This window comes from Salegentibacter agarivorans (assembly GCF_900113135.1).
GTDB classification, from domain to species: Bacteria; Bacteroidota; Bacteroidia; order Flavobacteriales; family Flavobacteriaceae; genus Salegentibacter; species Salegentibacter agarivorans.
In genome coordinates this window covers 1-21,679 of sequence record NZ_FOOH01000005.1, presented here as the reverse complement: position 1 = coordinate 21,679, position 21,679 = coordinate 1, and the positions used below count along the sequence as shown (strand labels likewise).

The 21,679-nt window shown below is 37.1% G+C and carries 14 protein-coding genes; 9 read left to right on the top strand and 5 right to left on the bottom strand.

The window, feature by feature from the left end:
- Window positions 1-3: 3 nt before the first annotated feature.
- Complete coding sequence (locus tag BM084_RS05020; protein ID WP_093303514.1) at window positions 4-1,473, bottom strand: vanadium-dependent haloperoxidase; 1,470 nt, start codon at window positions 1,471-1,473, stop codon at window positions 4-6.
- A gap of 419 nt (window positions 1,474-1,892) precedes the next feature.
- On the opposite strand from BM084_RS05020, the gene BM084_RS05015 reads away from it, so the two are divergent.
- The 4 genes from BM084_RS05015 to BM084_RS05000 all read left to right on the top strand — a co-directional run bounded on the left by BM084_RS05015 (window position 1,893) and on the right by BM084_RS05000 (window position 7,054).
- Window positions 1,893-2,456, top strand: a complete 564-nt coding sequence (locus tag BM084_RS05015; protein WP_075325868.1) for a helix-turn-helix transcriptional regulator — start codon at window positions 1,893-1,895, stop codon at window positions 2,454-2,456.
- 158 nt (window positions 2,457-2,614) lie between these two features.
- Window positions 2,615-2,935, top strand: a complete 321-nt coding sequence (locus BM084_RS05010) for a four-helix bundle copper-binding protein (RefSeq protein ID WP_075325869.1) — start codon at window positions 2,615-2,617, stop codon at window positions 2,933-2,935.
- 169 nt (window positions 2,936-3,104) lie between these two features.
- Window positions 3,105-5,807 (top strand): heavy metal translocating P-type ATPase, encoded by a 2,703-nt coding sequence (locus tag BM084_RS05005; protein ID WP_075325870.1) that lies wholly within the window; start codon window positions 3,105-3,107, stop codon window positions 5,805-5,807.
- A 26-nt stretch (window positions 5,808-5,833) separates the two neighbouring features.
- The gene (locus BM084_RS05000) at window positions 5,834-7,054 is read left to right on the top strand and encodes a permease (RefSeq protein ID WP_075325871.1); all 1,221 of its coding nucleotides are present in this window, start codon (window positions 5,834-5,836) and stop codon (window positions 7,052-7,054) included.
- A gap of 284 nt (window positions 7,055-7,338) precedes the next feature.
- Here the strand turns inward: BM084_RS05000 and BM084_RS04995 are convergent, their stop codons facing one another.
- Window positions 7,339-9,828 (bottom strand): zinc-dependent metalloprotease, encoded by a 2,490-nt coding sequence (locus tag BM084_RS04995; RefSeq protein ID WP_075325872.1) that lies wholly within the window; start codon window positions 9,826-9,828, stop codon window positions 7,339-7,341.
- Between the two features lie 186 nt (window positions 9,829-10,014).
- Window positions 10,015-11,706, bottom strand: coding sequence for a lysine--tRNA ligase (lysS, locus tag BM084_RS04990; protein WP_093303333.1), 1,692 nt, complete (start codon window positions 11,704-11,706; stop codon window positions 10,015-10,017).
- A gap of 192 nt (window positions 11,707-11,898) precedes the next feature.
- Between lysS and BM084_RS04985 the strand changes: the two genes are divergently transcribed.
- Together BM084_RS04985 and lipB are read left to right on the top strand one after the other, a co-directional pair.
- The gene (locus BM084_RS04985; protein ID WP_075327910.1) at window positions 11,899-12,063 is read left to right on the top strand and encodes a YqaE/Pmp3 family membrane protein; all 165 of its coding nucleotides are present in this window, start codon (window positions 11,899-11,901) and stop codon (window positions 12,061-12,063) included.
- Window positions 12,060-12,758, top strand: coding sequence for a lipoyl(octanoyl) transferase LipB (gene lipB / locus BM084_RS04980; protein ID WP_093303330.1), 699 nt, complete (start codon window positions 12,060-12,062; stop codon window positions 12,756-12,758). Before BM084_RS04985 ends, lipB begins: the two co-directional genes overlap by 4 nt.
- On the opposite strand, the gene BM084_RS04975 is transcribed toward lipB, so the two are convergent.
- Together BM084_RS04975 and BM084_RS04970 are read right to left on the bottom strand one after the other, a co-directional pair.
- Complete coding sequence (locus BM084_RS04975; RefSeq protein WP_093303328.1) at window positions 12,755-15,208, bottom strand: hypothetical protein; 2,454 nt, start codon at window positions 15,206-15,208, stop codon at window positions 12,755-12,757. The genes lipB and BM084_RS04975 overlap by 4 nt on opposite strands.
- 30 nt (window positions 15,209-15,238) lie before the next feature.
- Window positions 15,239-15,835: a ribonuclease HII gene (locus tag BM084_RS04970; RefSeq protein WP_093303326.1), complete on the bottom strand. Its 597-nt coding sequence runs from the start codon at window positions 15,833-15,835 to the stop codon at window positions 15,239-15,241.
- A gap of 343 nt (window positions 15,836-16,178) precedes the next feature.
- Here BM084_RS04970 and BM084_RS04965 point away from each other — a divergent pair, with 343 nt between their 5' ends.
- The 3 genes from BM084_RS04965 (at window position 16,179) to BM084_RS04955 (ending at window position 21,645) form a co-directional block, all read left to right on the top strand.
- The gene (locus BM084_RS04965; RefSeq protein ID WP_093303323.1) at window positions 16,179-19,430 is read left to right on the top strand and encodes a SusC/RagA family TonB-linked outer membrane protein; all 3,252 of its coding nucleotides are present in this window, start codon (window positions 16,179-16,181) and stop codon (window positions 19,428-19,430) included.
- A 14-nt stretch (window positions 19,431-19,444) separates the two neighbouring features.
- Window positions 19,445-20,944 carry a RagB/SusD family nutrient uptake outer membrane protein gene (locus BM084_RS04960; RefSeq protein WP_245764336.1) on the top strand — a complete coding sequence of 500 codons (1,500 nt, stop codon included), beginning with the start codon at window positions 19,445-19,447 and terminating at the stop codon, window positions 20,942-20,944.
- A gap of 89 nt (window positions 20,945-21,033) precedes the next feature.
- The gene (locus BM084_RS04955; protein WP_143083624.1) at window positions 21,034-21,645 is read left to right on the top strand and encodes a transposase; all 612 of its coding nucleotides are present in this window, start codon (window positions 21,034-21,036) and stop codon (window positions 21,643-21,645) included.
- Window positions 21,646-21,679: the final 34 nt, after the last annotated feature.

Sequence of the window (21,679 nt, the reverse complement as noted above, 5' to 3'; positions counted from 1 at the left end):
GGATTAATTATTTGAAAGACTGGTGTGGTTGCTTATTACAGGTTCTCCTATGTGTTTTTTAAAGAAGATCCAGTTTTCCCGGGCTACCTTTCTTCCTAACTTTAGCCCTTCAATATTATCTGCCTGGATATGGTAACCGCCAAGAACCCGGGATAAACCGGCCATTTCTGCAGCTTCCGAGAAAGTAGGGAATTCTAAAGTGACTTCCTTACCAAGTCGGTTTGGCTCTGTTAGGATGCCGGGAGTTAATGTAACTTCAGACCCAAATTCGTCACTTCCGGTAAAAAGTTTTAAAGCTTCACCACAGGCACCACTAATGGCACTGTGGCCCGATACATAACCGGGAAAAGGAGGGCATAAGAAAGTTGAAGGAGAATATGGTCTCCAGTCCTGTCCTTTCATTTCTACCATTCCTTTTTCTGGGCCTCCCCAACCGTAAATATCTTCGTCTTTGAAAAATTCATGAACTAAAGCATAAGGCCGGGCGTAATCGTAATACATTTTACTATCCCAGCAGGCAATAAATGCATCCATTGCAGTGATCTGGTTGTAGAAATACATTTTTACATCTTTATCCAGGTTATGTTGATCCCGAACTGAAACTTCCTGGGCAAACTTTAGCCAATGGCCGGCCTGTTGTACCGATTGCGGGCCATCTCGCATAAATTCTACCAGGGCTCTTTGCTCATCGGTTAGATTTGCCTGTAATTCTACTACTTCTTTTACTTCTTCCTCTAATTGTTTTGAACCTACCATTGGTGGTGGTCCCGGCCTGAACTGGTCTGCCGATTGTAATCCAACTGGCTCCACCTTGTGCCAGTAGGGCGTTAAACATTTTGGAACGAATTGGCCTCCTTTTCCATCAGAGAAATATTTAGATTGCCACCTGTTAAGGTCTATATTCTCATCGGCAGAATTAACGGGTTTGTAACCCATATAATCAAAATAAGCCTTACCATTAGAGCCTTCTTCTTCTCCATATTGATTTGCGCCATCATTATGCCTGGCTTCTATTACGGCTTTTGCTGCCAGGTTACCTATTCCAACAGCGGTATTAGGATCTAAAGAGGTGTCATCTGGGTCTAATCCCAGTTCTACCATAAATTCCCGAAACATAGACTCATCGGTAAAGTAATATTCGTTCATAGTCCTAAAAGCCGCATAACTTATGGCAATTTCCTTATTTTTTAAATTCTGTTCTTGAAGTGGGCGTCGTTCAACGCCCTGCATATAAACTGGAATTGCTTTATCATCATACCGGGACCAGGCATCAAAAACTGCGGTGAAAATAAGCCCGAGGAAACGAGAACTTATCGTGGGTCTTGGATTAAATCTGTCGGTATCTTTTGCTGTAGCTTCTAAAGCTAATTTTCCCCATTTGTAAGCAAGATTATTTTCTCCCAGTTTTTCGTTAGGAGTAATTACTTCAATTTTATTGTCTGTAGTTGGAGGAGAGGTTGTAGTAACTTCCATTCCACCTTGAAAATTTAAAAAAAGCAATGTAATAAATCCCCACATAATTTTTTGTTTTTATTAACATATAAAATAAGTGAATTTTTTTTATACCTACTAAATTATTTCCGGCTTTTTTCGGGAGCAGATTGCCCTAAACACTTTTAAATTAGGGTGGTAGTGCCTCGTAGCCCAGTCTACGCAATGGATTGCCTAAAAATGTAGGTTTTAAAATTTTTTTAAATAATTTTTTTAAAAATCACTTTTATTCCCTTTTCCTGAAGTTTATTAAATAAAAACCCTCTTCAAGTTTAATTTGTAATTTTTCGGTACTCTTTAAGATTACAGAGGAAAGATTAATTCTTCGTAAATTTGCACTCACTATTTTTTATTTCAGCAAAGCATACCAGCTTAAAGAAATTCTAAAAACTAAATTATAAATGAATAGTATCTTACATATAAAAAACATGGTTTGTGACCGTTGCCTTATGAGTGTAGAAAACACTTTGGAGCAACAAAAACTTAAATATGTAGATATTAGTTTAGGCAGGATAGAGTTTGAGAAAGAGCTCTCTTTAGAGCAATTTAAGCTTTTTGAAGAAGCGCTTAAAGCAAACGGATTTGAAATTGTAGCTGAACGCCATGATAAAATTGTTACCGATATTAAATCTATAATTATTGAATGGGTTTACGAACGCAAAGATTTTAAAAACAAAAAGCTTTCTGAAGTTTTAAGTGAAGAACTACATTACGATTATAGTCATCTTACCAGTATTTTTAGTAAAGCCGAAGGACAAAGCATTCAAAGTTTTCAAAATAAAATTAAAGCTGAACGCATTAAAGAATTACTGGAATATGATGAATTAAATATTTCAGAAATTGCCGATAAATTGCAATTTGGTAGTGCAGCGTATCTTTCAACTTTTTTCAAAAAAGAAACCGGCTTAAACCCATCCCAATACAAACTTCACCACCAGGAGCGAAAATCTCTGGATAAATTGTAGCAAACAAATTTAGACCATAGTAATATTGTTTTATTAGTTAATTGGGAGTAAAATCCGTTTTAATCTTTTCAATTTTCTTATAACTTCTTACCATAATTTTAAAACTCATTGCGGTTAATAGTGCTTAACTTTGATTTAAACCATTAAAAACCAATATTATGAGAAATGAGAAATTGTTAAGCACCTTAGGGAATTGCATTAATCATTGTAACTATTGTGCTGATGCCTGTCTTGATGAAGACAATGTGAAAATGATGAAAGACTGCATTAGAACCGATCGTGTTTGTGCAGAGGTTTGTAGCACCCTTAACCAGGTGTTGGTCACCGGCTATAAAAATGTAGACGGACTTGTAAAATATTGCATTGAAATTTGTAATGCGTGTGCCGATGAATGCGGTAAACACGAACATCAACACTGTCAGGATTGCGCTAAAGCCTGCCGTGAATGTGCAAAAGCTTGTGAAGCTTACTTAGCATAAAATTTAATTTTAAAGGCTGTTTGATTTTTTACTAGTAGACGTTACCCTGAACTTGTTCCAGGGTCTAATTTCTTTCAATTTAGATGCTAAAATAATCCCGAAGCTTCGGGACAGCATGACGTAAGTAACAATAGAGGTTCAAACAGCCTTTTTTTCTCCAATAAAATCTATGAAACATACTTATCAAATTTCCGGGATGACCTGTATGGGTTGCAGGGCCCACGTTGAAAATACTTTAAAAAATGTTGAAGGGGTTATTGATGCCCGGGTAGATCTTGAAAAAGCTGCTGCGGAAATTGAAATGCAAAAACATATTGAAATTGAAAAATTTCAAAAAGCACTGGAAGACAGCAACTATCAAATTCATCCAAAAAACGAAAGCCTTAAAACATATCCGGTGAGTGGAATGACCTGTATGGGTTGTAGATCTCACGTAGAAAAAACGCTAAGTAAAGTTGAAGGGGTAAAAAGTGCTGAAGTAAATCTCGAAAAAGAGGAAGCAAAAATTGTTGCTAGACAGGATGTTTCTTTAGAAAAATTGCAGCAAGCCTTAAAGGAAGATGGGGGACATTATGAAATTCACGAACCCGGTAAAAAAGTAAAATCGAAAAAGAAAAAAACTTCTCAATCAGAGCAGGGAACAGGTGTTTATTATTGCCCTATGCATTGTGAAGGCGATAAAACTTATACTGAGCCCGGTGATTGCCCGGTGTGCGGAATGGACCTGGTAGAAGAAGCCAGCCTAAAACCACAAGCTACTACGTATACCTGCCCCATGCATCCTGAAGTGGAGCAGGATGGTCCCGGTTCCTGTCCCAAATGTGGAATGGACCTGGTGCCCAAAGAACCGGAAGAATCTTCAGAAAGTAAATCTTATAAAAAGTTACTCAAAAAGTTTAAAATAGCCGTAGCATTTACCCTTCCCATTTTTATTATCGCGATGTCTGAGATGATTTCAGGCAATCCGCTTTATGAAATTTTAGACCAACAATATTGGAATTGGATTCAGTTTGGTTTATCAATTCCTGTGGTCTTTTATGCTACCTGGATGTTTTTTGAACGTGCGTGGAAATCTATAAAAACCTGGAACCTCAATATGTTTACGCTAATTGGCATTGGCGCCGGGGTAGCCTGGGTTTTTAGTGTTTTCGGCTTATTATTTCCTGATTTTTTTCCACCGCAATTTAAGACTGAAACGGGCACTGTGCACGTTTATTTTGAAGCGGCAACGGTTATTCTCACACTTGTTTTACTTGGCCAGGTTTTAGAAGCCCGGGCTCATAGTAAGACAAATTCTGCGATAAAAGAACTGCTGAAACTTGCTCCAAACAAAGCGATAAAAGTAGTGAATGGCGAAGAAAAGGAAGTTGCTATAGACGAAATTGAAAAAGGAGATATTCTAAGAGTAAAACCGGGAGATAAAATTCCGGTAGACGGAACTATCGAAAACGGGAATTCCAGTATTGATGAATCAATGATTACCGGAGAACCAATTCCGGTGGATAAGGCTGAAGGTGATAAAGTAAGTTCAGGGACCATTAATGGAAACAGAAGTTTTACAATGAAAGCTGAAAAAGTGGGAGATGAAACCTTGCTTTCTCAAATTATAAAGATGGTAAATGATGCCAGCCGGTCCCAGGCACCCATTCAGAAATTAGCCGATAGAATTTCAGCTTATTTTGTGCCGGTGGTAGTAATTATTGCGATAATTACCTATATAGTTTGGGCCATTTATGGGCCAGAGCCGCAATATGTTTACGCTTTAGTGAATGCCATCGCAGTATTAATAATTGCCTGCCCCTGTGCGCTTGGCCTGGCCACACCAATGTCGGTTATGGTAGGAGTTGGAAAAGGTGCACAAAATGGGGTGCTTATTAAAAACGCCCGTGCGTTAGAGCAAATGGATGATATTGATACTTTGATTATCGATAAAACCGGAACCATTACTGAAGGTAAACCCAAAGTGGAAAAAGTTGAAGTGATTTCTGAAGAAAATAAAGATGAAATTATAAAACTTATCGCTTCGGTAAATTCTCAAAGTGAACATCCGCTCGCTAAAGCAACTGTAGATTTTGCAAAAGAAAATCAGCTGAAATATACAGAAGCTTCAGATTTCGATTCCGTTACCGGAAAAGGGGTTACAGGCATGGTAAATAACAAAAGGATTGCCATTGGGAATGATAAACTCATGAAGGCTGAAAATGTTGAAATTCCTTCAGAAATAAATAAAAAAGTAACGGCTGAACAGGAGAAAGGTAAAACCGTTTCTTTTGTAGCGGTAGATGGGAAAGTAACGGGATACTTTACAATTACCGATCCTATTAAAAAAACGAGTAGAGAAGCTCTAAAATCTTTAATGGATGATGGGGTTGAGGTTTATATGTTTACCGGCGATAATGAGAAAACTGCAAGATCTGTTGCTGAAGAACTCGGTTTAACCGGTTTTAAAGCTGGAATGCTGCCGGAGGATAAGCAAAATGAAGTAAAAAGACTTCAGGAAAAAGGTAAAAAAGTAGCAATGGCCGGTGATGGAATAAACGATGCACCCGCCTTGGCCCAGGCCGATATTGGTATTGCCATGGGAACGGGAACAGATGTGGCGATAGAAAGCGCAGAAATCACCCTGGTAAAAGGTGACCTTAAAGCAGTTAAAAAGGCCAAAATGCTAAGTAAAAAAGTGATGAAAAATATTAAGCAAAACCTGTTTTTTGCTTTAATCTATAACACACTTGGAGTACCAATTGCTGCCGGGGTTTTATACCCGGTCTTCGGACTTCTACTTTCACCAATGATTGCAGCTTTGGCGATGAGTTTTAGTTCGGTTTCAGTAATTGCAAATGCTTTAAGATTAAAAAGCGCGAAATTAGACTAGAATACTAACCACCAAAACTAATAGAAATGCAGGATTTTTTGAGTAAGTGGGGAGAAGCGGCCTATACCAGCGCCGGTTTTTTCTGGATGGCTTTATGGGCCTTTATTTTGGGTTATGTAATAAGTAGTTGTATCCAAATTTTTGTAACCGAAAAGCGTATGGAAAAGACTATGGGTAAAGACGAATCTAAAAGTATGTTACTCGGTACTTTCTTTGGTTTTATTAGTAGTTCGTGTAGTTTTTCTGCTTTAGCTTCAACTAAAAGCTTGTTTAAAAAAGGAGCCAGTTTTTCTTCTTCAATTGCTTTCTTACTGGCTTCTACTAACCTTGTTATTGAGTTAGGAATCTTAATTGCTATCTTTTTGGGTTGGCAATTTGTGGTAGGTGAATATGTTGGTGGAATATTGCTAATCCTTATCAGCTGGATACTCATTAGGCTAATTAATCCGAAGAAATTAATACAAAAGGCACGCGAACGCCTGGACGAAAAAGATGAAGATGATGAAGATTCCGAAAAATCCTGGAAGAAAAAGATAAAGTCAGAAACCGGTTGGGCTAAAGTGTCCAGACAGTATGCTATGGAGTGGAAAATGGTTTGGAAAGATGTGACTTTAGGTTTTACTATTGCCGGGGTTGTCGCAGCTTTTGTTCCCGATTCCTTTTTTCAAACTTTATTTATAAATACCGGAAATGGAAACACAGATTTCGGCTTTTTCACTATTCTTGAGCATATAATTGTTGGCCCAATTGCCGCATTTTTAACCTTTATAGGTTCTATGGGGAATATTCCTTTGGCAGCTTTGCTCTTTGGAAAAGGAGTAAGTTTTGCCGGGGTAATGGCTTTTATTTTTAGCGATTTGGTAGTCTTCCCGGTCTTGAGAATTAATGCCAAATATTATGGCTGGAAAATGTCTTTCTTTATACTTTTCCTTCTTTTTACCGCACTAATTGGTACTTCTCTATTATTGCATTACGGGTTTAATCTATTTAATTTATTACCAGATCCTTCTTCAGTAAAAATTACCGATGCCGAACATTTTAAAATAGATTATACTTTTTGGCTGAATATGCTCTTTTTAGCAATTTCTGGGGTGCTAATTTATCTAGGATTTTTTAAGCGAAAAGATGTGATGCATATGAAGGAAATGGCACCTAAAAGTCAGTTATTGGAAACGAGCTTAAAATATATTGCTTTTGTATGCTACCTATGGCTTGCGGGTGGACTTATTGCTAAGTTTTTACTTTAAATAAAAAAGAGAGCAGAAAGGAGGTAAATTTTACATGGGTATCATAAAATTTAGATTTTCGATTTTTCCCGATACTGCTCTCAATTCAAACAAACTAAACTAACTAATCTAAAAACTCACTTTTCACTTTTTGATAATTAAATCAAAAAATTCTTTTTCATAGCAATTTAAGTGGCTTTAATAGTAAGACTATAGAATTTAAAAAAGGTTTAATTTATTTATAAAAAAAACCACCGTGTAGGGACGGTGGCTTCCAAACTAATTAATCCAAAAAAATGTTGAGGTTATTTTATTGGGTTTAGAATTAAATCTATTCTTTCTAAAGCATCCTGAAGGTGGTACCTTGTTAAACGGTCTCCACGGTTAGCTGCTCTTCTAATTTGACTTTGAAGCGTTTTAAGCTCTCCTCTTACTACAGGACGAATATCGCTTTGAGCAACATCTATATTGCTTCGGCTAATCCAGCTTCTGTATCTTGAAGGAATTTCGCTCTGCTCTTCAGTCATTAAATGCTCCATACGCTCAATATAAGCACGCTGAAGATTTCTGCGGTACCGGTCTATCTTTTGTCCCGAAGAAAGTTCGCTCCAAATTCCGGTTCTTACATCAGTCATCATATCTATAAGACCGTAAGCTTCGTTGCCGTTTATTTCTTCATTTTCCATTAAACGCGCCATTCTTCCGAAGTCCAGTAGATTATTAAGGCTACGTTCCTGCATATTTCTAATGCGTTCAACCTGTCCGTCAAATTCAATCTTATTAAAAATTTCCTGGTCTATTAACCATTCTGGAGTTTCAAAAAGTTGTTTGTGCAAGAAATTCATCGCCTTCTTTTGATGAGCTGCATCTACATGAGAGTAAACGGCACCTTCCTGGTCGTAAGTTTTATAATATTCATAAACTCCACCAATATTAGCCGTAACGTGCCCCATATAACGGTTAAACTGACTTAATATCTGGCCGTACATATCGTCAAGATCATCGTAGTTTTTACCGTCTTCGGCAGTCCACTCGATCAATTTTGGCATTATGCGCTTCAGGTTTTTAATTCCGTATTCACTGGCCAAAACTGCATCGTCACCAAGATCTTCAGTTTGAGAACTCGGGTCTATAACTCCACCACTTTGCTGACTTCCGAAGCGATATAAAGGATCACCTGCTTTTTCAAGAATCCATTCATCAAGAATTTCCTTTTCTTCTTCTGCAGATTTATCTAAAATTGGTCGGTATCCCCATTCTATAGCATATTTATCATATGGTCCAATATCTGGCATTAAAGCCACATCTCCATCTTCTGGCTGGGCGATATAATTGAAACGTGCATAATCCATTATGGAAGGTGCAGTTCCATATTCAGCAGTAAATTCTGGATCACGAAGATCTTCTACGGCGTAAGCAACACTACTTCCCATATTATGCGGAAGACCTAAAGTGTGCCCAACCTCGTGAGAAGAAACAAACCGAATTAAACGACCCATTACTTCGTCTTCAAATTCTACACTACGAGCGTCTTCGTTAATTGCCGCAGTTTGTACAAAGAACCAGTTTCTAAGCAGGGTCATTACGTTGTGATACCAGTTGATATCTGATTCCAGGATCTCTCCAGAACGTGGGTCACTAACGTGAGGCCCGTTCGCGTTTGGAATTGGAGAAGCCAGGTAACGAACTACAGAATAGCGTACATCTTCCGGGCTCCAATCCGGGTCTTCTTCTTTAGTTGGAGGGTCTTTAGCAATAATTGCATTTTTAAATCCTGCAGCTTCAAAAGCTACCTGCCAGTCTTCAATACCTTGCTTTATATAGGGAATCCACTGCTTTGGAGTGGCGCGATCTACATAATATACTATTGGCTCTTTTGGTTCTACCAATTCGCCGTTTTCAAACTTTTCTTTGTCTTCTTCTTTAACTTCAAGTCTCCAGCGGTCAAGATATTTTACTTCTTTACTTTTTTGAGCATCAAGCCCATAATCTGTTTGTCCGCGGGCAAACCAACCAACACGCTGATCGAAATAACGACGTTTCATTGGTTCTTTTGGAAGCAAAATCATAGAATTACTAAATTCTAAAGAGATAGAACCAGTACTTGCATTTGAAGGCGGTTCGCCTGCATTATAGGTTTTTACGTGTCTAACCTCAATATTTTCAGGATAGCTACGAATAGTATCTATATAAGAACGGCTATCATCTAAACGCGAAACCTTATATTGTTTTCTTGTGCCGTCTCTTAAACCCAGCGCCTGAACATCTTTGGTATAAAGATCGGTTACCTCAATTACGGTTGTTTTATTTACGGAATCTTTCCCTACAGTTTTTATAGGAAAACGTTGTAAAACAGGCTCAAAATTAGAGTTTACCACCGCCTCATGAACCGGAAGTGAATCTGCTGCGTAGATTTCGTGAGAAACAACTCTTAAAAGAACGTGGCCGTCTTTTTTCTGCCAGCGGTGAACCTGGGTATTTTGCTTTCCGCCCCCAAAACCAATTCCGGTAGCTGTCTTTGCAATTCTTGTTACCGTAAGCATTTCCCGGTTAAAAAGACTATCTGGAATTTCGTAGAAATATTTATCGTCTACCCGGTGTACAGTAAATAAGCCTTCGTCGCTTTTAGCGTCTTTAGTAATTACCTTGGTGTAAGGTTCTAAGTCTCCCTTCTTTTTTGAGGCTTCTTCTTTGGAGGCATCAGCCGAAGATTTATTGGGCTGAAATACCGCGCAACTGGAAACCGATACCGATAAGGCTACTAAAAAGAGCTTATGCGTAAATCGTTTGGTCATAAAGTTTAATTTTGGTTTGTGTGATTAAATGGAAGTGATAAATTTTCTTTAGCGAAGGCTAAAAAACGAAAAAAGACCACCATTTGGTGATCTTTTGACTAATTTATCTTAAAAAGGTTTAAAAAGTGAAGTTAAAAAGTCTTATTTTAACTGTTGTTTATCTAAACTGGAAAAGGTTTCTGAATTTTAAACTGCTTTTATCTTCATAGTTTCATCATCTTTAAAAACATCTATCATCTTATGTTTTCTAAGTGATTTAAGGGTTTTGTCCCATTTTTTATTACTTAAACCAGATTTTGTTTTTATAGTTTCCAACTCCTGAATTTCATCACTTTTTAATAGCTGAAATACCGCTTTTTCGTCTTCGCTAAGTTCAACAGCTTTTCGTTCAGGTTTCATTTGTGGGAAGAATAATACTTCTTGGATTGATTGATTATTGGTTAAGAACATAATTAAACGATCCATCCCAATTCCTAATCCCGATGTTGGAGGCATTCCGTATTCTAAAGCTCTTAAGAAATCCTGGTCTATAAATTCTGTAGCCTCATCGTCTCCTTTTTTGGCCAGTTTTAGCTGCTCTTCAAAACGCTCACGTTGGTCTATAGGATCATTTAATTCAGAATATGCATTTGCGATTTCTTTTCCACAAACCATTAGTTCAAAACGTTCAGTTAATTCAGGGTTTTCGCGGTGCTCTTTACAAAGCGGACTCATTTCCTTCGGATAATCGGTAATAAAGGTTGGTTGAATATAATTTCCTTCACATTTTTCACCAAAAATCTCGTCTATGAGTTTTCCTTTCCCCATCGTCTCATCAACTTCAATTCCCATATCTTCAGCTGCTTTTCTAATTTCAGCTTCAGATTTTCCGGTAATATCGAATCCGGTGAATTCTTTAATGGAATCGGTCATGGTAACACGTTTGTAAGGCGCTTTAAAATCTATTTTATGCTGGCCAAAAACTGCTTCCGTAGTATTATTTACTGCAATTGCACAATGCTCCAGCAAAGTTTCTGTAAATTCCATCATCCAGTTGTAGTCTTTGTAGGCTACATAGATTTCCATCGCCGTAAATTCTGGATTATGCGTTCTATCCATTCCTTCATTTCTGAAGTTTTTTGAGAATTCGTAAACGCCATCAAATCCACCTACAATTAACCTTTTAAGATATAATTCATTGGCAATTCTTAAATAAAGCGGAATATCTAACGCATTGTGATGGGTAACAAATGGTCGTGCAGCAGCACCACCGGGAATAGATTGTAAAATTGGCGTTTCTACCTCAAAATATTCTCTTTCATTAAAGAAATTTCGCATAGCGTTGAACAACTTGGTACGCTTTACAAAGATTTCCTTAACCTTTGGATTCACGGCCAAATCGGCATAACGCTGGCGATAACGGTGCTCGGGATCGGTAAATCCGTCGTAAGTGTTTCCGTCTTTATCTGTTTTTGGAAGTGGTAAGGGGCGAATAGATTTGCTTAGCAAAATGAAATCTTTAACCATCACAGTCATTTCCCCAACCTGGGTTTTAAAAAGTTCGCCTTCAATTCCTATAAAATCGCCTATATCCAGCAATTTTTTATATACATCGTTATACTTGCTTTTATCTTCCCCGAGACAAATCTCGTCGCGGTTAAAATAAACCTGGATTTTACCTTTAGAATCCTGTATTTCGGCAAAAGAAGCTTTTCCCTGGATACGGCGGGACATTAACCTGCCGGCCAAAACCACTTTTTTTCCATCTTCAAAATTCTCCTTTATTCCCTTGCTGGTGTCCTTTACCGGGAATAAATCTGCCGGATAGGGGTTAATACCAGCTTTTCTCAGTGCAGAAAGCTTTTCTCTTCTTACTATTTCCTGTTCAGATAATTGCATACTCGTATTTAAATTAATTGCTTGCTTTGGCAAAACGAGTGCAAATATAGTGACTATGTGGCTACCAACCAATGCGATATAATCCTGAATTTTTGATAATATTTGGAAGATAAAAATGCAGTTCTTTATCAAATAAGTTTCTGTATTTATAATCTTATCTTTGCAACATACTTGATAAAAGTTTTAGATAATATGAGTGTTTGGCGGGTAATTCTTTCGGTTCTATTCCCACCCCTTGCGGTTTACGATAGGGGTTGTGGATCTATTTTAATTGTACTAATCCTTACTATTTTAGGTTGGATTCCGGGAGTGATCGCGGCACTTATTATTCTGAATAATCCGAGAAAAGGCGTATGAACAAGCAGATAAATTTACAGAAATTAGGATATAAGGATTATAAAGAAACCTGGGATTACCAGGAAAGTCTTTTTAAGGAAATTCTTGATCTTAAAATTAAAAACCGAAGACAAAATTTAAACGAAATTACGCCTAATTACCTTTTAATGGTAGAGCATCCGCACGTTTATACTTTGGGTAAAAGTGGTGATATTAAAAATCTGCTTATTTCTGAAACCGAACTTGAAAAAAGGCAAGCTAAATATTATAAAATTAACCGTGGTGGTGATATAACTTACCACGGGCCGGGGCAATTGGTTGGTTATCCCATTCTAGACCTTGATAATTTCTTTACCGATATACATAAATACCTGCGTTTCCTGGAAGAATGTATTATTCTCACTTTAAAAGATTATGGCTTAAAGGCCGAACGGAGTCCGGGTGAAACCGGGGTTTGGCTGGATGTGGGAACACCATTTGCCAGGAAGATTTGCGCAATGGGCGTTCGTGCCAGTCGCTGGGTCACTATGCACGGATTTGCGTTAAATGTAAATGCTGATTTAGGATATTTCGACCATATTATTCCTTGCGGAATTGAAGGGAAAGCAGTCACTTCTTTAAATGTGGAAATCGGGAAGAGGGAAGTTTCTCTTGCTGAAGTTCAGGAAAAAGTTTTGAAGCATTTTGCGGAATTGTTTGAAGCAGAATTTAATTAGAGTTTATACAACAAAACTTCTTTCTCCCCACCTTTTACTGCAAATTCCGGGCGGTTATCGATATCGGCATTGTTTAAATTGATTTTTGAAGTCCCATAAACCGGAAGGCCGGCAAGCAATTCTGCGTTGCTATCAAAGATGTAAACTTTTTGGGTTTGTAAATCGGTTAAGCTGATGTAATACTTGTCGTTTACGTAATGGATTTCCGGTTCAGTGTAAAGTCCGTAATCAAGGTTTAATTCTTTCTCCCTGATTTTCAAAATATTTTCTGAAAGGCTAACCAATAAATTTGGTCTTGCTGAAATCTTATGGTTTTCGCTGAAATTGGCATTTTGAGTAGTTACCTCTCCGGATTGTGTAACTTTAACCAGATTACCTTCAGCACTGGTTGAAACAAAATCGTTTTCAAATTCATACCATTGGTTATCTGAAAAATCTATATTTTCTTTTACGTTTACCCGATGTTCTCCCTGCCGACTCAAAATATTTAGTTTGCCAGATTTTTCAGGAAAAACGATATAATCTTTATTCTGAATTCTCAAATGTTTTGGTGCTTTTAAAATTTCAGAATTGGTTCTTCTAAAATCAAATCCTTTTACACTTTTTCCGTTTTTATCATACATAAACACTTCATCATTTTGAGTAATCAAAAAGCGATATTTTCGGTTATTATCATAATCAAATAGAGACAAAGGTTGTGTAATTTCATCTTTAAATTCTAATGGAAAAGGTTTTACGGTATTTCCGTTTCGGTCTAAAACCTCAATAGAATAGGGAGTTGCAAAAGCGAGCTGAAATCTTCCATTTTTAAAAAGATCTACCTGTTTAATTTCACCTAGGATAGGCCCGCTTAATTTTTTCTTCCAGAAAATCGTGCCTTTATTAGAAATTAGATAGAGCGTATTATTAATATCCTGAACCGCGATATCCATTTGATTATTTAAATGATTTTTTACCAAAACCGGTTGGTTTAGTAATTCAGCATCCAGGCTTACCGAAAGGATTTCTTCTGTTTTGGTGTTTGAATTACTTTCGTTGTTTTGCGTCTCGAAAGTACCGTGAATATGGGCAAAATCGCCTTCTTCTACCAATTGTAAAATCGCCAGTTTATAATCGCCGAAATCCAAATTGCTCATTTCTTCGCTTAATTCGTTGACTACCACCTCGGCCAGTTTAGTTTTTAATTTCTCGGTTTTTCCAACTATGAGAATAGAAGATTCCATAGCAAGTTTTTGCTGACTGTTTTTATAATAAGATTGATGCGCCAGTGTATTCTCGTTTACATAATTGGCAATTAATTCACGCAGTTGAGGTATTGAATTTGCGAAGATTAGATATTCATCAATTGCAAGGGCAAAATTGTTCTTTTTAGAAATAAATATCGGGCTAAAAATTGTCTCAAACATTTCTGGCTGGGAAACTTTATATATGGGAAAATCACGATAATTTTCTTCCAACTCGGCATAACCTGATATTAAGTCGGTTGCTTCAATATCTACCAGGGTTTTTATTCCAAAAAGGGTGTTTTCTTCAGTGTAAATAATTCCTGCTTCCTGGCTTTTTAGAATAATTTCATCAATAGGATTGGAAGTGGAATCGCCTCTAAAGGTTTTTAAATTCTGAAGAAATATTTTAGGATTTTTATAAGCCAGGGCAGTAAAACCAAGCGCATTTTCAGGAATTATGGAAGCAAATTCTTGAGAAACTGTTCCTGAATTTTGAAAAATCTTATGCAGATTAGAAGATTTTGCCGCAATGCTAAGTCCGTTAAAAGAAATGCCTTTATTTTCTATATCAAGATCTATTGCACTCCACGGCGCATAATTTTCTACATTTTGCAGCGCTAAATTTGGAAATAAATTTTGCTGAAAAACTTTAAAATTTTGATGATTAAAGATTATAGAAGTCTTCTTAAGATCTATAGCCGAATATACTCTTTGAAATTCTTCGGTTTTTAGTAATTTATCTTTACCTAGAATTTGTATCAGATTTTCTTCAGAATTTGAAGCTATAAAAGGAGCATTACCTGTTGAAATAAAAAAGGTATTATCTTCCAAAACCATTTTTTGATAGTCAATGCCTTCTGTTTTAATACTTTCTAACGATTTATTTTTGATAGAATCTAATTGAAATTTTGGTTTGTCTTTAAATATTAAAGAATAGGTCAATTTCTCGTTTTCAGAGATTGAAAACGCGATTATGGCCGAGGTAAGCGTATCGGCGTGTTTCAAATATCCTAATTCCTTTTTCAGATAATTCTTAGCAGTCAATTTATTTCCATTAAAAAAGCTAAAATTTTCTAAATCCTGCTGAAGATTTTTAAGGTTAGGAGTTTGGATAATTACAGCAGCATCCTTTGGAATAAACTTATAAACAGCAATATTTTTTTCCTGGTTTTGACAGGAAATAAGAAAGAAAACCAATAAAAATTTGAAGAGAATTTTCTTCATAAAAACTAAGAATTTCAACAAATATAGAAGTTATAGGGTAAGTTTTAATTGTTCGGGTAAAAGTTTGAAGCTTTTCCTGTGATATGGCGTACTGCCAAACTTCCTTATTGCCTGGCGATGTTCTTTTGTAGGGTAACCTTTATTTTGTTGCCAGTTATACATTGGGAATTCATGATGTACCTTTTGCATAAATTCGTCCCGGGCAGTTTTTGCTAAAATAGAAGCTGCAGCAATGCTCAAGAATTTCCCATCTCCCTTTATAATACAATCATAGGCAATATTGCGATAAGGTTTAAACTTATTCCCGTCTACTATAATATGCTCAGGTTCGCAGCTTAGTTGATCTATGGCTCTATGCATAGCCAGAATGGAAGCATTTAAAATATTGATTTCATCAATTTCTTCCATATATACGTGGGCTACCCCATAAGTAATAGCCTCACTCATAATAATTTCTTTTAGTTTATTACGATCGTCTAACTTAATTTGTTTAGAGTCGTTTAGTAACTTATTTTTAAATTTTTTGGGTAAAATAACAGCTGCAGCAGTTACCGGCCCCGCAAGGCAACCGCGCCCGGCTTCATCGGTGCCGGCTATTTGACAGGGGAGATTGAACATCTTTAACATGGTAGTGCAAAAATTGTAAGATTTTCGGGTATAAACAAAACTATTACTTCTTTTTGTTCGTATATAATATAGGGTAGAGAATAAAATAGGTCGCGCAAACGTATAAAAAACTATGTTATTGTCTTTTTTGTATTAAAATCCTCATAAAGTTTCACTTTGTTAAAAACCACTATATTAATGAGATTTTGCAGTATTCGTAAAAAAATAACCTTCAAAACCGGCTATATTTTATATCTTTTAAGGATGTTCTGATAATCGGAATGATAATTCAATTAAAAAATCATTTGGTTTATTAAGAATTTATTATGATTTTTGGCGTAGGCTAATTCAAATTTAAATAATAATGAAAAACAAATTACATGGAATTCTTACGCTACTGTTAGCGTTCGTAGTGCAATTTACTTTTGCACAGGAAATGACGGTGACCGGAACGGTTGTCGATGAAGATGGTTTACCTCTCCCCGGGGTGAACGTAATTGTGAAAGGGACCAATACAGGAGACCAAACCGATTTTGACGGTCAATACTCTGTTTCAACCTCAAGAGGTGAAACTTTAGTGTTTAGTTATGTTGGTTTTGGAACTGAAGAATTGCTCGTTGAAACTTCAGAAGTAATTGATGTTGTTTTAAGAGTGGATGCCGGTTCCCTTGATGAAGTGGTGGTTGTAGGATATGGTACATCTACGAGAGAATCTTTTACAGGTACAGCTAAAGTTGTAGATGGAGAGTTGTTAAACAGGAAGAACGTTTCTAACGTTTCTCAGGCTTTAGCCGGAGAATCTGCTGGGGTAAGGGTAATTAACAATTCCGGGCAGCCTGGATCATCAGCAAAAGTTAGGATCCGTGGTATTGGTTCGGTAAATGGAAATACAGATCCCTTATACGTAGTTGATGGGGTTCCTTTTACCTCTTCATCACCATCTGCTTTGGAAGGTGAGTCTGATACCTTTAATCTTAACTCAATTAACCCTGAGGATATCGAATCTACTACCATCCTTAAAGATGCTGCAGCAACCGCTATTTATGGGTCTCGTGGTGCGAATGGGGTGATAGTAATAAACACGAAAACAGGTAGAGCAGGCCAATCTAATATTGAAGTTTCTACCAAAACAGGTGTAAACTTTGCGTTGTTACCTAGATATAATACACTTAATTCACCGGAGCAGTATATCGCTTTAGGATGGGAAGGTATCTATAATGAAGGAGTGGCTAGCGGTGCTGAAGATCCTACTGCTTATGCTAACGAAAATCTTTTTGGCGATAGCGGTTTAGATCCTCGTTATAATATGTGGAACGTAGCCGATGGAGGGGAATTGATAAACCCAGATACTAGAATGGTACGTGACGGTGTTTCCAGACGATATAACCCAGAAGATTGGGAAGATTATGGTTTTCAATCCTCTATTAGAAATGAAGCTAATTTAAAGATTAGTGGAGGTAGTGAAAAAACAACTTATTATTCTTCCTTTGGATATTTAAAGGATGTGGGCTACATTATTGATTCAGATTTTGAAAGATATACCGGGCGTTTAAACTTGACGCACCAGGTAAAAGATTGGTTGTCTGGCTCTATGAATATGGGCTACTCGCTTTCAGAAACTAATAATAATGGTCAATCTGAAGATTCCGGTAGTATATTTTGGTTTGTAGATAATATTCCTCCAATTTATCCTTTATTTACAAGAGATGCTGAGGGTAATCGTATTCCTGAGCCTATTTATGGAGGTAGTCAGTATGACTACGGGGAAGGACGTGGCTTTGGAGGTTTAACTAACTCTATTGCAGATGCCAAATATAGCGGAAGCAATACGATGAGACATGATCTTAACACAAGCGCTAATCTTACAGCAGATATTACAGATTGGTTAAGTTTTGAAACTACTTTTGGTGCACAGTATTATAATAGTAGCTATAATAGCTTGCAAAATCCTTTTTATGGACCAAGTGCCAGCCAGGGTGGTTCTATTTATAAGACTAAAACCGAGTTATTTACCTATAACTTCTTACAGCTGTTAAGATTCCAGAAGGATTTTGGTGGTCATAGTTTTAATGCTTTGGCAGCACATGAGAGTAACTCCTGGGAACGTCAGTTTTTATTCGGTAATAAAAACCAGTTAATTAATCCTAATGGGACCGAGTGGAACAACGCTGTTGTGGTAAGCTCTCCTCCGGGATCTTATACTGAGGATTATACCTTGGAGAGTTATTTTGGCCAGCTTCAGTATAACTTCGATGATACTTATTTCCTTTCAGGAAGTGTTCGTAGAGATGGATCTTCAAGATTCGTTCAGGAAAAATGGGATACTTTTGGCTCTGTGAGTGGGGCCTGGGTACTTTCAAACGAAAGCTTTTTGCAGGATCAAAGCGTTTTTGACTTCCTGAAATTAAAAGCAAGTTATGGTACTCAAGGAGAGCAGGCAGGTGTAGGTTTTTATCCTGGCTATAACCGTTTTGATATTGGTTCTTTAAATGGTATGCCATCTTTCTCTTTTAATACTTTAGGGAATCCAGATCTGACCTGGGAAACATCTACAATGATGCAAGCTGGATTAGAATTTAGATTTGGTACCTGGTTAGACGCAACTTTTGATTATTATAGAAAGAATACTGATAACTTATTATTCGAAAGAAGAGTTGCGCCATCAACCGGTGTTGCTATTATTGATGTTAACGATGGGGAGTTGCTTAACGCTGGTTTCGAATTTGATCTAACTGCTCATATCATTAGTACTCAAGATGCATATTTTGATGTTACTTTAAATGGTGAGATTATTAAAAACGAACTTTTAACTATGCCTATAGCTCCTGAAACCGGTGAACCAAAAGTACTGGACCAACAAGGAATCTATGGTAGAGCTGAAGGAAAATCAATTTATGATTTTTACACAAGAGATTTTGTAGGAGTAGATCCTGAAGACGGGCAGTCTCAGTGGAGGGTGTTTTATAACGATGCTAACGGAGATGGTGCGTTCCAGCCTGGAGAGCAGGTTACAAACCTTACAGATTATCTGGCAACTACTCCAGATGTTAGTAGAGGTGATCTAGCGGAAGGAACCACTAAAAACTATGCTGAAGCAACTCAATATTTTACAGGAGAGTCTGCTATCCCAGATGTACGTGGTGCATTTAACCTCGCGGCTGGATATAAAGGATTTAGTTTAAGTGCTCAGTTCTTGTACCAAATTGGAGGTTACTCTTACGATGGTGCTTACGCAACCTTAATGAATAATGATGTTGTAGGTGGGAATAACTGGCATACAGATATTCTTGATAGATGGCAACAGCCAGGAGATATAACAAACGTTCCTCGTTTGTCTAACGATTATGATCCGAATACTAATGCTCAATCTACGAGATTTATTACCAAGGCCGATTTTCTTGCCTTGAACAATGTTAGACTGGGTTATTCTGTGCCACAAAGTTTTACAGAGAGTATAGGTGTTAACTCCTTGTCTTTATTTGTCTCAGGTGATAACTTATTTTTAATGTCAGAACGTGATGGGTTTAACCCATCTACTCATATTGCCGGTTCTTCCGATACATATAGGTATTCTCCGCTATCTACCGTTACCGGAGGAGTTAGAATTAATTTTTAAAAAATATTATGAAAATGAAATTTAAATATTATTTAGGACTTGCAGCGGCCGCGCTTACTATGGTTGGTTGTAGCGAGGAATTTTTGGATACTGAGCCAACAGAGTTCGTTTCCAGCTCACAAATTGCTGAATATTCAGAAGCTAATCCCGGCCTTCAAGCTGCGAACGTATCTGGTATCTATGCAACAATGTATGAAACAGGAACAGGTGGAACAACCGGTCATGACGATTACGGTCAAAAAGGTTACGATTTGTATTCTGATATGCTTTCTTCAGATGTAGTATTAGCCGGTTTAACTTACGGCTGGTATTCTGATATTTCACGTATGCAGGTAACCCAGGATTATACTATCCAGGATAATTACCAGGTTTGGAGATATTACTATAGAATTGTATTTGCTGCCAATAACGTAATTGATGGTTTAGGTGGTAATGATGCTATGCCAGAATCTGATGCAGGTAAATTATACCTTGGTCAGGCAAAAGCAATGAGAGCTTACGCATATTTCTATTTGTCGCAATTTTTTGCAGAAGAATATGATCCTGCTCAACCTATTTTGCCAATTTATACTGAACCTGTAACAGAAGCTAAAGGATTAAGCCCGACTTCTGAAGTTTTTGACTTAATGATTTCAGATTTGAATCAGGCTATAGAATTGCTTGATGGATCATCTGTTGCTGCTCTTCAGGAAGTTGATAAAGCTGTTGCTCAGGGATTATTAGCTTATGTATATGGAGCTATGGGTGAGTATGAAGAAGTTCAAACTATTACCGAAGATGTAATTAACACCAGTGGTCATTCTATTCTTTCTGCTGAAGAAGTTGTTTATGATATGGAAACCGGAACCGGTGGAGGTGGCTTGAATACGGTAAATAACAATAGCTGGATGTGGGGTGTAGACCTGACAAGTGACCAGGGTCTTAACTTAATTTCCTGGTGGGGTCAATTTGATATTTTCACCTATAGCTATGCATATGTTGGTGATCCTAAATCTATAGATTTAGGTCTTTATAATGCTATCCCTGATAATGACGTTCGTAAGAATCAATTTCAGGTTGTAGATGGTTTTGGTGAAAATCACCCATTGCCAATTAACAAATTCTATGCTACAGGAAGAACATTAGGAGGGCAACGTTATATTGATACCGATTATGTTTATATGAGAATAGAAGAAATGTACTTACTTCATGCTGAAGCGGCTGCAAAGAATGGTGATGAAGAAAGCGCTAAAAATGCGCTTACTACATTACTTTCTGAAAGAATGGATGATACTTCTTATTTAGATGGTCTTTCTGGACAGGCTTTAGAAGATGAAGTTTATCTTCAAACTCGTATCGAACTTTGGGGAGAAGGGAAGTCTTACCTGGCGATGAAACGTAATAAGGCAACTATTACAAGGGCATCAAATCACCTTACAGATGCTGGTGCAGAAATTCCTTATAATGATGACAGGTTAACTTTTGAAATTCCTTTAAGTGAAATTCAAAATAACCCAAATATTAATGAACAATAGTAATTCTTTTGTTCTTATAAATAAAGAGGCTGTCTGAAAAGGCAGCCTTTCTTGTTGGATTATTTTGAGGTTTTTATTATTTTCATGTAATGAAAGCTAAAGTTGTATTTAAGACCTATAACCAGTCGCAGTTAAGTCTTTTACCTCCCAGTTATGATGATTTGGTTCCTGTAAATCATCCCGTTAGAATCGTCAATACGATTATTGATCAAATCGACATCGCTGACCTGGAGCGAAGTTACAAAGGAGGTGGTACTTCCAGTTACCATCCTCGGATGCTTCTTAAGGTGATCATCTATGCGTACCTGCGCAATATGTATTCCTCTCGTAAGATTGAACAGGCTCTTCTGGAGAACATTCATTTTATGTGGCTCAGTGGTCAAAGTAAACCTGATCATAATACCATCAATGATTTTAGAGGAAAACGCTTAAAAGGGAAGTTTAAAAATATTTTCAATCAGGTGGTTCTTTTATTGGCCGACCAGGGTGTACTGTCCTTAAAGGAACTCTTTGTGGATGGCACTAAGATAGAGGCCAATGCCAATCGCTTTACTTTTGTATGGGGCAAATCGATCAAGAACAGCAAGGAGCGTATCAGAAACAGCTTCGGGAACTATGGTTTTATGTGGAACAGGTTTATGACCAGGAACAAATGCTTCCCAATGAACCTGATTTTGAGGCTATCGATCCGGCTGAAGTAGCCAAAACCATTGATGCCATTAATGACGCATTAAA

Coding starts and splice junctions, on each gene's coding strand:
- BM084_RS05020 (WP_093303514.1), bottom strand. CDS start 1,473: ATGGAAGTTACTACAACCTCTCCTCCAACTACAGACAATAAAATTGAA.
- BM084_RS05015 (WP_075325868.1), top strand. CDS start 1,893: ATGAATAGTATCTTACATATAAAAAACATGGTTTGTGACCGTTGCCTT.
- BM084_RS05010 (WP_075325869.1), top strand. CDS start 2,615: ATGAGAAATGAGAAATTGTTAAGCACCTTAGGGAATTGCATTAATCAT.
- BM084_RS05005 (WP_075325870.1), top strand. CDS start 3,105: ATGAAACATACTTATCAAATTTCCGGGATGACCTGTATGGGTTGCAGG.
- BM084_RS05000 (WP_075325871.1), top strand. CDS start 5,834: ATGCAGGATTTTTTGAGTAAGTGGGGAGAAGCGGCCTATACCAGCGCC.
- BM084_RS04995 (WP_075325872.1), bottom strand. CDS start 9,828: ATGACCAAACGATTTACGCATAAGCTCTTTTTAGTAGCCTTATCGGTA.
- lysS (WP_093303333.1), bottom strand. CDS start 11,706: ATGCAATTATCTGAACAGGAAATAGTAAGAAGAGAAAAGCTTTCTGCA.
- BM084_RS04985 (WP_075327910.1), top strand. CDS start 11,899: ATGAGTGTTTGGCGGGTAATTCTTTCGGTTCTATTCCCACCCCTTGCG.
- lipB (WP_093303330.1), top strand. CDS start 12,060: ATGAACAAGCAGATAAATTTACAGAAATTAGGATATAAGGATTATAAA.
- BM084_RS04975 (WP_093303328.1), bottom strand. CDS start 15,208: ATGAAGAAAATTCTCTTCAAATTTTTATTGGTTTTCTTTCTTATTTCC.
- BM084_RS04970 (WP_093303326.1), bottom strand. CDS start 15,835: ATGTTAAAGATGTTCAATCTCCCCTGTCAAATAGCCGGCACCGATGAA.
- BM084_RS04965 (WP_093303323.1), top strand. CDS start 16,179: ATGAAAAACAAATTACATGGAATTCTTACGCTACTGTTAGCGTTCGTA.
- BM084_RS04960 (WP_245764336.1), top strand. CDS start 19,445: ATGAAATTTAAATATTATTTAGGACTTGCAGCGGCCGCGCTTACTATG.
- BM084_RS04955 (WP_143083624.1), top strand. CDS start 21,034: ATGAAAGCTAAAGTTGTATTTAAGACCTATAACCAGTCGCAGTTAAGT.